The 12194-nt window shown below is 52.8% G+C and carries 13 protein-coding genes; 6 read left to right on the forward strand and 7 right to left on the reverse strand.

Going from position 1 to position 12194, the window contains the following annotated elements; genetic code table 11:
* The first annotated feature begins 149 nt into the window (after positions 1–149).
* The 3 genes from coaBC (at position 150) to slmA (ending at position 2562) form a co-directional block, all read left to right on the forward strand.
* Positions 150–1364, forward strand: coding sequence for a bifunctional phosphopantothenoylcysteine decarboxylase/phosphopantothenate--cysteine ligase CoaBC (gene coaBC / locus JWF83_RS22970; RefSeq protein WP_413652825.1), 1215 nt, complete (start codon positions 150–152; stop codon positions 1362–1364).
* The gene (gene dut / locus JWF83_RS22975) at positions 1342–1800 is read left to right on the forward strand and encodes a dUTP diphosphatase (RefSeq protein ID WP_413652826.1); all 459 of its coding nucleotides are present in this window, start codon (positions 1342–1344) and stop codon (positions 1798–1800) included. The genes coaBC and dut overlap by 23 nt, the downstream gene beginning before the upstream one ends.
* 165 nt (positions 1801–1965) lie before the next feature.
* Positions 1966–2562, forward strand: a complete 597-nt coding sequence (slmA, locus tag JWF83_RS22980) for a nucleoid occlusion factor SlmA (RefSeq protein WP_413652827.1) — start codon at positions 1966–1968, stop codon at positions 2560–2562.
* A gap of 3 nt (positions 2563–2565) precedes the next feature.
* On the opposite strand, the gene JWF83_RS22985 is transcribed toward slmA, so the two are convergent.
* Genes JWF83_RS22985 through rph form a run of 4 tightly spaced genes read right to left on the reverse strand, consistent with a single transcriptional unit; the run spans position 2566 to position 6540 of the window.
* Positions 2566–3054 (reverse strand): GDYXXLXY domain-containing protein, encoded by a 489-nt coding sequence (locus JWF83_RS22985; protein ID WP_413652828.1) that lies wholly within the window; start codon positions 3052–3054, stop codon positions 2566–2568.
* A complete protein-coding gene (locus tag JWF83_RS22990; protein ID WP_413652829.1) occupies positions 3041–5092 on the reverse strand; it encodes a DUF2157 domain-containing protein in 2052 nt (683 codons plus the stop codon). Before JWF83_RS22990 ends, JWF83_RS22985 begins: the two co-directional genes overlap by 14 nt.
* A 32-nt stretch (positions 5093–5124) precedes the next feature.
* Entirely contained in the window at positions 5125–5766 is a 642-nt protein-coding gene (gene pyrE / locus JWF83_RS22995; protein ID WP_413652830.1) for an orotate phosphoribosyltransferase, read from the reverse strand.
* A 57-nt stretch (positions 5767–5823) separates the two neighbouring features.
* Positions 5824–6540: a ribonuclease PH gene (gene rph / locus JWF83_RS23000; RefSeq protein ID WP_413652831.1), complete on the reverse strand. Its 717-nt coding sequence runs from the start codon at positions 6538–6540 to the stop codon at positions 5824–5826.
* Positions 6541–6708: 168 nt separating this feature from the next.
* Here rph and JWF83_RS23005 point away from each other — a divergent pair, with 168 nt between their 5' ends.
* Complete coding sequence (locus JWF83_RS23005) at positions 6709–7893, forward strand: NupC/NupG family nucleoside CNT transporter (protein ID WP_413652832.1); 1185 nt, start codon at positions 6709–6711, stop codon at positions 7891–7893.
* Positions 7894–7931: 38 nt separating this feature from the next.
* Here JWF83_RS23005 and JWF83_RS23010 read toward each other — a convergent pair whose 3' ends face one another.
* Positions 7932–8378 (reverse strand): DUF3574 domain-containing protein, encoded by a 447-nt coding sequence (locus tag JWF83_RS23010; protein WP_413652833.1) that lies wholly within the window; start codon positions 8376–8378, stop codon positions 7932–7934.
* Positions 8379–8545: 167 nt separating this feature from the next.
* Here JWF83_RS23010 and JWF83_RS23015 point away from each other — a divergent pair, with 167 nt between their 5' ends.
* Positions 8546–9409 carry a YicC/YloC family endoribonuclease gene (locus JWF83_RS23015; protein WP_413652834.1) on the forward strand — a complete coding sequence of 288 codons (864 nt, stop codon included), beginning with the start codon at positions 8546–8548 and terminating at the stop codon, positions 9407–9409.
* Positions 9410–9542: 133 nt separating this feature from the next.
* Here the strand turns inward: JWF83_RS23015 and JWF83_RS23020 are convergent, their stop codons facing one another.
* Positions 9543–10694 carry a Fic family protein gene (locus JWF83_RS23020; RefSeq protein ID WP_413652835.1) on the reverse strand — a complete coding sequence of 384 codons (1152 nt, stop codon included), beginning with the start codon at positions 10692–10694 and terminating at the stop codon, positions 9543–9545.
* A gap of 367 nt (positions 10695–11061) precedes the next feature.
* Here JWF83_RS23020 and JWF83_RS23025 point away from each other — a divergent pair, with 367 nt between their 5' ends.
* Positions 11062–11313, forward strand: coding sequence for a hypothetical protein (locus JWF83_RS23025; protein ID WP_413652836.1), 252 nt, complete (start codon positions 11062–11064; stop codon positions 11311–11313).
* Between the two features lie 322 nt (positions 11314–11635).
* On the opposite strand, the gene JWF83_RS23030 is transcribed toward JWF83_RS23025, so the two are convergent.
* Positions 11636–11845 (reverse strand): YdgH/BhsA/McbA-like domain containing protein, encoded by a 210-nt coding sequence (locus JWF83_RS23030; protein WP_413652837.1) that lies wholly within the window; start codon positions 11843–11845, stop codon positions 11636–11638.
* Between the last annotated feature and the right edge of the window lie 349 nt (positions 11846–12194).

A 12194-nucleotide genomic window follows, 5' to 3' on the forward strand; every position in this document is an offset into this window, starting at 1 on the left:
GTCCTGAGTAGCGGCAAATTGTCAGCTTTCGCGCTGCCTCGCAAAGGTGGCGGGATGCTAAAGGGTTCATCACGCGGAGTGTGATAAAATACGCAAATCGTGACGCGAAGCAGCGCGTCTGGCTGAAGGTAATGATGACGGATAACACTATGACGGGATTAACCGGTAAACACATCGTACTGGGCGTTAGCGGCGGTATCGCGGCTTATAAAGCACCTGAACTGGTACGTCGCCTGCGCGATCGCGGCGCAGAAGTGCGGGTGGTGATGACCGCAGCGGCAAAAGCTTTTATCACGCCGCTTAGCCTGCAGGCGGTATCCGGTTTTCCGGTCTCTGATGACCTGCTTGACCCGGCGGCAGAAGCGGCAATGGGCCATATCGAGCTGGGTAAATGGGCGGATTTAGTGATCCTCGCTCCCGCCACCGCCGATCTGATTGCCCGTCTTGCCGCCGGTATGGCGAATGACCTGGTGACCACCATCTGCCTGGCAACGGCCGCCCCGATTGCCATTGCACCGGCTATGAATCAGCAGATGTATCGCGCGATACCGACTCAGCACAATCTGAAAGTGCTGGCCGGGCGCGGGGTACTGCTCTGGGGACCGGATAGCGGCAGCCAGGCCTGCGGCGATATTGGCCCGGGACGTATGCTGGACCCGCTGGCGATTGTTGATCGCGCGGTACAATGGTCGACACCGGTCAACGACCTGCAACATCTCAATATTATGATTACCGCCGGGCCAACGCGCGAAGCGCTGGATCCGGTACGCTATATCAGCAATCACAGTTCGGGGAAAATGGGTTTTGCCATCGCCGCCGCCGCCGCCGCACGCGGTGCCAATGTTACGCTGGTGGCCGGCCCGGTAAACCTGCCGACCCCACAGTGGGTGAAACGCATTGATGTCATCACCGCCCTGGAGATGGAAAAAGCGGTGATGGAGCACATAACGCGTCAGCATATTTTCATTGGCAGCGCAGCCGTGGCAGACTACCGCGCGGCCACTATCTCCGCAGAAAAAATCAAAAAACAGGGTGATGAAGTGACGCTCACCATGGTAAAAAACCCCGACATTGTGGCGGGCGTCGGCGCGATGACCGACAGCCGGCCCTATGTGGTAGGATTTGCCGCTGAAACCCAGAATGTGGAAGAATACGCCCAACAAAAACGTGCGCGGAAGAATCTGGATTTAATCTGCGCCAATGATGTTGCAAAAGCCGGGCAGGGTTTCAATAGCGACACCAATGCTCTTCACCTTTTTTGGCAGGAGGGAGACAAAGCCTTACCGCTTAGCGATAAGTCACTCCTTGGCCAACAGTTAATAGACGAGATTGTCAGCCGTTATGATGAAAAAAATCGACGTTAAGATTATGGATGCGCGCGTAGGCAAGGAATTTCCGCTGCCAACTTACGCCACCTCGGGATCTGCCGGTCTGGACCTGCGCGCCTGCCTTGATGAGGCCATTGAACTGGCGCCCGGCGTTACCACGCTGGTGCCTACCGGATTAGCCATTCATATTGCTGACCCTGAACTGGCGGCAGTGATCCTGCCGCGCTCCGGACTGGGTCATAAGCACGGTGTGGTACTGGGCAATCTGGTCGGCCTGATCGACTCTGATTATCAGGGGCAACTGATGGTATCCGTCTGGAACCGTGGTCAGGATAACTTCACCATTCAACCCGGTGAACGCATTGCGCAGATGGTCTTTGTGCCTGTGGTGCAGGCGGAGTTCAACCTGGTCGAAGATTTTGATGCCAGTGCACGTGGTGAAGGTGGCTTTGGCCACTCCGGCCGCCAGTAACGCATAACGTACATCCCTCGTAACTTATCGCCAAAGCACCTGGCGCTATAGCGTCAGGTGTGAAAGGTAAAGCCGTTTAACTCTTCCATACCGTGAGACGCTCTTTCACGGATGTTACGTGGGTGTTTGCCCGTTTATGGTGAATTTTCAGGGGTCTTTTAAGTCATGGCAGAAAAAAAGAGTGCGAAAAGGAATCGTCGCGAGGAAATATTGCAGTCTCTGGCGCAGATGCTGGAATCCAGTGACGGAAGCCAGCGCATTACCACCGCCAAGCTGGCTGCCAATGTCGGTGTCTCCGAAGCAGCGCTTTACCGGCATTTTCCCAGCAAGACGCGGATGTTTGACAGTCTGATTGAGTTTATTGAAGACAGCCTGATCACCCGTATCAATCTGATCTTAAATGATGAAAAAGAGACATTGCCGCGCCTGCGCCTGATAGTGCAGTTGATCCTCGGTTTTGGCGAACGCAACCCTGGTCTGACCCGAATTCTGACCGGTCATGCGCTGATGTTTGAACAGGATCGCCTGCAGGGGCGCATTAATCAGCTGTTTGAGCGGATTGAAGTGCAGTTACGCCAGGTCATGCGCGAACGAAAAATGCGCGAAGGCGAGGCTTTCACCACCGATGAAACCCTGCTGGCCAGCCAGCTGCTGGCATATTGTGAAGGTATGCTGTTGCGTTTTGTCCGTTCTGAATTTCGCTATCGCCCTACCGTCGACTTTGACGCACGCTGGCCATTGCTGGCAGCTCAGCTGGTGTAATTGCTACGGCGCTGTCGGTAAGGGGCGTAACTGGTCATCCAGTAATGCCACCAGCAGCGCCGTACCATCCTGCGCCACCCGCAATTCGCCAAAGCGGGCGACGGCAAAATTCTCCGCATGCCCCTCTTCGAAAAACCACGCATCACTGGCAATACCGAGCCCCTGATTACCCCGATGCGCCAGCAGGTAATGCTGGTCAGCGTTGAGCGGCTGACCGTGATCCCACACGGCGTCAGTCGCCACTTGCTGGCCATTGAGCGTGATAATTAAACGCCGATTTTCCGGCAGCGCATCAGCGGATAAGCGGTTATTCAACGCATAATTCAGCGCCATATAATCGCCCTGCATCAGCGCCCGCGGATCAACCGGCGCCAGTGCCAGCCGCACCACGCTGCCATGCGCTAATAGCTGCTCCTTCTGATAAATCGCCAGATTCGTTGCCAGTAACGTCAACAGCAGTACGGCAAACAGCAACCCCTTACGCATAGTCACCTGCCTGTAAACGTCGGTGCGCCAGCATGGCAATCAGCAGCAACAGCGCCCCGGCGCCAAACAGCATCAGCGCTTTATCCAGCAGTGAAATACCGAGGAAGTAATACCAGTCGAGGGTGTACAGCACCAATAGCACGGCGGAAACCAGCATCAGCACTTTGCTGTTCTGATAGCGCGCCAGCAGCAGCAGCAACCATGCCAGCGCGATACCCGGGGCAAACAGGCTCATCGCTGCCAGCACCGTGGCGATCAGCAACAGCTGCCAGGCGCCCGGCATCCCTTCACGTCGGCCGAGGATCAGGGCGGTAATCAGCAATCCGGCCGCAATCCCCTCATTGAGGGTGGAAAAATCGCCGCCGCGCGGCGCCACATCCTCGATCAACGCCAGACTTTCCATCGGTAGTGAACCATAAAAACAGAGCGCCAGCAGACCACTACTTATCCCTAACAGACTGGGGCGAAAGCGCCAGCTGTAGCGATCGTCAACCCCCACCAGCACCACGCCAAGGATGATCAGCGCGGTCCCCACGACCGGCAGACTACTGGTAAACCAGGTTAAGCCACTGACGAGGAAAAATATCAGCGCCGCGCTATTAAGGAAGCGGTAAAAGTTATGACGGAACAGGATAAACAGCAGCGCCAGCACAGGCACAAATGACAGACACATCTGACCGCTGATCCAGTTGCGGTCATCGATCCACAGCGCCACCGCCACACAGCTGCTAAAGGTGCAGGCAATTGCCCAGGAGAGACCGATCTGCTGTTGCGCAAGGCCGGATTTAGCTAAAAACAGCCAGCCGGGAATACCGCTGACCAGCGCGATAACCACAAACGTCACCACATTAAACTGATCGAACACGCCATAGAGAAAGCACGCCGCAACCAGCAGCGCAAAAGCCATTACGCCGGCAAACCAGCCGCTTAATATCAGCGCGACGCGAACATACCAGGGTAACTCGTCATTTTTATCCTGCTGCAACAGCTCAATCTGTTGCGACGTCAGTAACGACTGCTGCTGCAACCGCAGCCAGATCGCCTGCTGCTCGCTACGGTCGTCCGGTTGCAATTGGTCTGGATTTTCCGCACGCAGCTTCATAATCCAGCGACTGGCCTGCGCAGCGCAGAGACACAGCACCACCAGCGCCGCCACTAAGGTCAGAATAATATTGACCTCAATAAACAACCGAATCACGCCTGCCACCAGTAAAAAACAGATGCTGAATAAGCCACAGGTGAGAATAAACAGATCGCGCTGACGACGATAAAACAGCAGATACCCTGCCGCCAGCAGTGCCAGCCAGAGTAACGGGCTAAGCAGCCCGGAGGAATGACGATCGCCAAACAGTTCACTGCCGGTGGCCAGCGTCAGGATGAGCAACGTCCAGAACACCATCACCCGAAACAACCCGTTGTTGCGGCGGGTGAGGGCAAACCAGACCGCGGTAACGGTCAGCAGGAAGAGCTGATAAATCAGGCTGAAATTATCGTTAAAAGGGAAATCCTGCCAGCCATCAAGCCGCAATAAGAAGGCGACATTCGCCACCAGCCAGCAGAGAAACCAGAGTGCGGTGACCCGGGCAAAACAGGCTAAGGCAAACAGCGCCAGCGCCCAGGCACGGAATAGTGTCCAGCTCCCGGCCCCGGTCTGGTAGATCTGTCCGTAGACAGCAAACAGTACGCCGATCAGCATGCCAATGGCGATCAGCGCCAGCCGGGCGCTATTTTGCGCCCAACGCCACCACACCACGACCGCCAGCGCGATAATCATGCCCTCGACCAGCGCAAATTTCACCAGACGCGGCAGCGTATGCCAGTTCCAGGCAAAAAAGAACATCACCCCGCAAACCAGCGCCAGGGTACCTATCAGCGCAAAGGTGGCGCGCAGAAACAGCAGCCATCCCTGCGCATCCGGCCGCGCGCCTGCCGCCTGCAGAATGGCATGATGCGACGCGGGGGAAATCAGGCCCTGAGACTGTAACCGTCGCACCGCACGACCGACTGCGGTGGCTGCTTTTCCTGCATATAAATGGTTTTCCACGCGTTATTCTCCGCGCCAGTCAGGGCTGGTGATCAGATACCGTACTCTTTCTGATAAGCACGTACCGCCGCCAGATGATCGGCCATTTCCGGCTTCTCTTCGAGATAGGCGATCAAATCCTTCAGGGTGATAATGGAGATAACCTGACACTGATAATCGCGCTCAACTTCCTGAATCGCAGAGATCGCCCCACGTCCGCGTTCCTGGCGGTCCAGTGAAATCAGCACGCCCGCCAGCGTCGCGCCATGGGCGGCAATAATCTCCATTGATTCACGAATCGCCGTGCCAGCGGTAATCACATCATCCACCAGCATAATACGGCCCTGCAGGGGGCTACCAACCAGCATGCCGCCTTCGCCGTGATCTTTGGCTTCTTTACGATTAAAGCAGTATGGCACATCACGCTCATGATGATCGGCCAGCGCCACAGCGGTGGTGGTAGCTATCGGGATACCTTTGTAAGCCGGGCCAAATAGCAGGTCAAAATCAATTTTTGCATCAACCAGCGCCTGTGCGTAGAAACGCCCCAGCAGGGCCAGATCGCGTCCGGTATTAAACAGTCCGGCGTTGAAGAAATAAGGGCTTTTACGGCCTGATTTCAGGGTGAATTCACCAAACTTTAATACCTGTTTGTTTAGTGCAAACTCGATAAATTGACGCTGCCAGGGTTTCATCGCTCTCTCCTCAACATTTTTGCATAAAAAAGGCGACTCTCAGGTCGCCTGTAGAAATCAGCTTGCCAGCGCCGCTTTTTGCGCCTGAATTAAGCTATCAATACCGCCCCGCGCCAGCTCAAGTAGCCTGAGCAGCTCGTCGTGGCTGAACGGCTCGCCTTCGGCCGTTCCCTGAACTTCGATCATACGACCATCTTCGGTCATCACCACATTCATATCGGTTTCAGCGGCAGAGTCTTCCACATACTCAAGGTCGCACAGCGCTTCACCGTTAACAATCCCGACGGAAATCGCCGCAACCATCCCTTTCATCGGGTTGGCTTTCAGTTTGCCTTGCGCCACCAGATGATTCAGCGCATCGGCCAGCGCAACGCAGGCGCCGGTAATCGATGCGGTACGGGTACCACCGTCGGCCTGCAACACATCGCAGTCCAGAGTGATGGTGAATTCACCCAGTGCTTTCAGATCGATGGCTGCGCGCAGTGAGCGGGCAATCAGACGCTGAATCTCAAGGGTGCGACCGCCCTGCTTACCTTTGGCGGCTTCACGTGCGTTACGGCTATGGGTGGCGCGCGGTAACATACCGTATTCCGCGGTGACCCACCCCTGCCCCTGACCTTTCAGAAAACGCGGCACGCCTTCTTCAATGGTGGCGGTGCACAATACTTTTGTATCGCCGAATTCAACCAGCACAGAACCTTCTGCATGTTTGGTGTAGTGACGTGTCAATGTGACGGGACGCACCTGTTGTGCGCTACGGCCTGCTGGACGCATGGTTTCTCTCCGGCTTGCTTATATTGGCTGCGCATTATACGGGCTTCATGCGCTGCTGCCTACCAACGGCTTAGCGCAATATTTTTTAAATTCCGTAAACAGAGAGTTAATGAAAAAAGCCGCGAACTATGTATAAATGCGTCTTTCCCCCCGCAATCTGAACTTTATATGCCAAACCTTTTACATTTTATTCTGGCGCTGGTGGTTATTTTCGCCCTGGCGTTACTGGTCAGCACTGACCGCAAAAAAATTCGCCTGCGCTATATCGTGCAGCTGCTGGTGATTGAAACTGCGCTGGCCTGGTTCTTTTTACACGCCGCCAGCGGCTTATGGGTAGTGCAGCATGTTGCCGGTTTCTTCGAAACGCTGCTTACTTTTGCCGCCCAGGGTTCGGATTTCGTTTTTGGCGGTATGAGCGCACAAGGTCTGGCGTTTATCTTCCTTGGCGTACTTTGCCCGATCATCTTTATTTCGGCGCTGATTGGGATTTTGCAGCACTGGCGGATTCTGCCGCTGTTGATTCGCCTGGTGGGTACTTTGCTGTCGAAGGTTAACGGCATGGGTAAGCTGGAGTCATTTAACGCCGTCAGCACCCTGATCCTCGGGCAGTCAGAGAACTTTATCGCCTATAAAGGTATTCTTGCGGATATCTCGCCACGTCGTCTCTATTCAATGGCGGCCACCGCGATGTCGACGGTTTCCCTGTCGATTGTCGGCGCCTATATGACGATGATTGATGCGAAATATGTCGTTGCGGCGTTAATTCTGAATATGTTCAGCACCTTTATTGTGCTGTCGATAATTAACCCGACACCCGCCGGTGATGAACCCGATATCCGGCTGGATAAGCTGCATGAAGATCAGAGTTTCTTTGAAATGCTCGGCGAATATATCCTCGCCGGTTTTAAAGTAGCGATGATTATTCTGGCGATGTTAGTGGGTTTTATTGCCCTGATCGCCGCGGTAAACGCGCTGTTTGCGGCGGTATTCGGCGTTAGCTTCCAGCAAATTCTCGGCTATGTGTTTTACCCGTTTGCCTGGCTGGTCGGTATTCCTGCTCAGGACGCCCTGCAGGCCGCCAGCATTATGGCAACCAAGCTGGTAGCCAACGAATTTGTCGCCATGATTGAACTGAAAAAAGTCGCTGCGGAAATGACGCCGCGCGGTTTAGGGATCCTTTCGGTGTTTCTCGTCTCCTTTGCTAACTTTGCATCCATCGGCATTGTCGCGGGAGCGATCAAAGGTCTGAACGAGCAGCAAGGCAACGTGGTTTCACGCTTTGGCTTGAAACTGGTCTACGGCGCCACACTGGTCAGCCTGCTGTCCGCGGCCTTTGCCGGACTGATGCTGTAACCTGTCTGTACGGGCGGCATTTATGCCGCCCGCCTGGATCAGAACGCGACGCAAACCGGCGCATCAACCCGCATCACCGAATCCTGGGTGAAACGCTGTTTGTAGATGCTGCGCAGTAGTTCAATACGTGTTTCGCTCTCTTTATCTGGTGCGTGAATCAATAGCAGTGCTTTGCTGTTTTCACGTGCCAGTTTGCCATCATTACCCAGCCATTGTCCTTTCGCCTCAAATACCGACAATCCATCTTTAAACTTTGGCGTGACATCATTATCAATAAATGCCTGCCACTCGGCGGCGCTAATCACCGGGCCGGATGGGCGATTAAGCCCGAAGTAGAGTGTCGTTTGCGTCATGGCATCGCCTTTGACACAGGCTGCTGCCGGCGGCGCCGTCACGCTTTTTGGTGACGCCACGCAGCCGCTCAACAGTAGTGCGGCGGCAATCATCATCACTTTTGCACCACGCGGATTAGTTGTTATTTTCATCGCCATCCCTTATTAGAATCAATTGCTATCACCAACCCATGATAAAAGCTGGCAGCAAAAACGCCATAGCCAAAGTGACCGGCATTGCGCTAAAGGAACGAATACCTATCATGCATCCGCGGGCATCGCTATAATTCCCCCATATTTCTCTGACACAGGTACGCAAAATGATCCGCAGTATGACCGCCTATGCACGGCGTGAAACCAAAGGCGAATGGGGCAGCGCCGCCTGGGAACTCCGTTCCGTTAATCAGCGCTACCTGGAAACCTATATTCGTTTACCGGAGCAGTTCCGCAGCCTGGAACCGGTGATCCGCGAACGTCTGCGTAATCGCCTGACGCGTGGCAAAATCGAATGCAATCTGCGTTTCGATGCTGACCCGAGCGCACAAAGCTCACTGCTGCTGAATGAACCGCTGGCTAAACAGCTGGTACAGGCGGCCAACTGGGTGAAAATGCAGAGCGATGAAGGCGAGATTAACCCGCTCGATATTCTGCGCTGGCCTGGTGTGATGTCGGCCAAAGAGCAGGATCTGGATGCGATCACCGCCGAACTGCTGCAGGCGCTGGATGGCGCAATTGATGAATTTATCATCGCCCGTGAAAGCGAAGGTACCGCGCTGAAAGCGATGATTGTACAGCGGCTGGAAGGTGTCAGCGGCGAAGTGACCAAAGTACGGGCGCTGATGCCGGAAGTCGTGAAATGGCAGCGTGAACGCCTGGTCGCCAAACTGGAAGAAGCGGAAGTTCAGCTGGAAAACAACCGTCTGGAGCAGGAACTGGTAATGATGGCGCAGCGCATCGATGTGGCGGAAGAGCTGGATCGCCTGGAAGCGCACGTAAAAGAGACCTATAACATCCTGAGCAAGAAAGAAGCGGTTGGCCGTCGTCTCGACTTTATGATGCAGGAGTTTAACCGCGAGTCGAACACTCTGGCGTCTAAATCGATAAATGCCGATATCACCACTTCAGCTATCGAGTTAAAGGTGCTGATCGAGCAGATGCGTGAGCAGATTCAGAATATTGAGTAACGTTTCACGCGATCTCGCGTTGTCTCATCAAAGTTAAAATCACTCCTAATAGCCCGTATCATAGGGCTATTTCTTTATCACATTGTCTCATCGTGTATCACTACACTATGCCCTAAAATCATTGATGGTTTTTTTAATCGTTACGTAGAATCTCCACGTAATGATGATACACGTAGCTTCTCCCGCGTGTTCTTCCCGTCGTCTCACGCAAAATTCCGGCAGTAACGAGACCCTGTACAGCAGCATTAGCTGTTGGGAAAGAAACACTTAATAATTCAGCGGCATGATCAACAGTCAGCTTTGGCATCGTGGGCAAAAACTCAAACAGGCGCATGGTATGGAGTGATGTTGTAGGCATAGCAAGAGCCTTTTTCCTGTCATCAGCAATCAGTGTGGCAATTCTGATGATGTTTTGCTCTGCTTCCTCTGCGGACAGCTGAACGGTTTCGAGGAAAAATTCAACCCATTGCTCCCAGTTCCCATTACTCCTGACTTCTGTCAGACAGTGGTAATAATGCACCTGGTGTTGTTTCAAGTACCCTGAAACGTACAGCAGTGGTTCCCGCAACAACTGCCACTCTTCCAGCAGTATGGCTATCAACAAGCGGCCAATCCGCCCGTTCCCATTGAGGAAAGGGTGAATAGTTTCGAACTGAGCATGCACCAGTGCAATTCGCACCAAAGGTGGCAAGGATGGATTCGGCTCATGGATAAATTTTTCGAGATCAGATAACAGTTCTCCCAGCAGGTCGGCAGGTGGTGGAACATATGCTGCGTTACCTGGTCTTGTCCCTCCTATCCAGTTTTGGGTTGTCCGAACTTCGCCTGGTTGCTTAGTTGTCCCTCTGGCACCGGATAGTAGCACCTGATGAGCCTCCATCAACAGACGAACGCAAACCGGTAGCCCCTTTTCTGAACTCAGATGACCACGAGCGAATTTAAACGCCTGCAGGTAGTTTGTGACTTCCCCGACATCATCAACATTGGTGACGGCCAGACCAGCCTCTTCATCGAAAATATCAGTGAGGGTGGCCTGAGTTCCTTCGAGCTGGGAAGTCAGCAATGCTTCCTTACGTATGGCGCTATAAACGAGCCATTCACTGGAAGCCACAAGTCCCGACATACCAGATAATCTTGCCAGCGCCTTTTCTGCTTTTTCATTCAGCTCCACATACGAAGCCGGATCCAGAACGGGGGATGCCGGAGGTAAGGGAGCAGGTACAAACGCATTGACCGTCTCATCGTGACTTTGTGTCACGATAAATTTTCCGCAAGTACGGCTCATTTAAACTCCTTTAACAGGCGTAGATGCTGTTAAAGCATCCCTTGATCATGCCTGCCGCTATTAAATAACTCTTTAATAAAACCAGCTGTATTAAACTTTACTTTAATACAGCACAAGTTATTAAAGAAGTCTTTAATAAAGCTTTTGCTAAATAAACCGCTTTTTAACAGTCGGCATCGTTGTTAAACCCCCACTTAATACACAACATAAGGTTATGATTATTAATACGATTTACAACACAGAAGGCAATTTTCAGCCGACAGGTTGCTGCGTGTCCAGCGCCAGTTGCTGGCCTGTTCCTCACTCACCAAAACGCATATCTCATTGGCCACTGTCATCTGCTGATGTAAGAATGGGGGAAATGAATATGTCGGCAACAGACTATCGTCATAAAACGACTACTGGCATGGAGAAGGATCATGCTGGCACCCACCCAGCTTCTCAGGAAGATGCTGAACGCTGGAAACAGGATAACCATCAGCCAATGAAGAAACTCAACCGCAACGGTATCCGTATTCAGGATAATGACCGTACTCTGGAAAATTTGACTGTGGATGCAGCTACCGAAGAGAAAACCGCTGAACAGCTTGCACAGCACCTACGGGAATTATTGGGCTGATCAACTGTTTGCTCATTGCAATACACTCTGACCACAGCGGCGGAGGGTATATGGAGAAAAAGAATTTAGACCAGTTCAGGATCTGACTGGCAAAAGCATTTGCCTGTATGCCTATAACCAAAGCAACTAATATAGTCGTACATACCGGTAAATTAGCCGGTAGATAACAGATAGTTTATTACCTCTTTCCTGAGCATCCAGGCGCAAAACAAAGTATCTCTGTTTCTGAAAAAACAAAACCGCCCTGCTATTAACAGGGCGGTCTTCATCGCATCTGACCCGGAAAAGTCGTTTTCCCGACTCTTCCGGAAGGTCGTCAGATTTATTTGGTCAGTTCAGCCGTCATATACACGCGATTATTCGCCAGCGCGCTGGTGATCTTGTAATTTGCGCCTGCTTCCTGCGCTTTGGCGGCAATAGCCGATTCAGCGGCGTCCAGGCTGCTGCCGGTGGCGCTGATGCTCTGGGCAAAACTGCCGAAAGAGGCCAGGGAGAGCGCGGCAACTACAACGAAAGTTTTGACTGATTTCATGGTTATAATCCTCAGGTATTTTTATCAGGAAAGGGCGTTTCGCCCTGATGTGATAAATAATAGACCTGTTGCTCGCTGGCGAAAAGCTGAACATTTTGCTGTTGTCATTCAAAATATATGAACAAACATAACCAGGCACCAGACTGAAAGACTGGGCCAGCTGCAGCGCACAACCGCCGACACCGGGAGAAGATGACAATGTGATATCTGGCACAAAATCGCCACCAAAAAATAAAATTCGCCTGCACTTATTACCGCGCTGAAATATAGTTCCGCACAGGCCATAACATCAAAAAATACATATAAATAGAATTATTATTAATTTAATCATTCCGGGGAATTATCGCCT

This window comes from Pantoea sp. B65 (assembly GCF_047308185.1).
GTDB lineage: Bacteria > Pseudomonadota > Gammaproteobacteria > Enterobacterales > Enterobacteriaceae > Erwinia.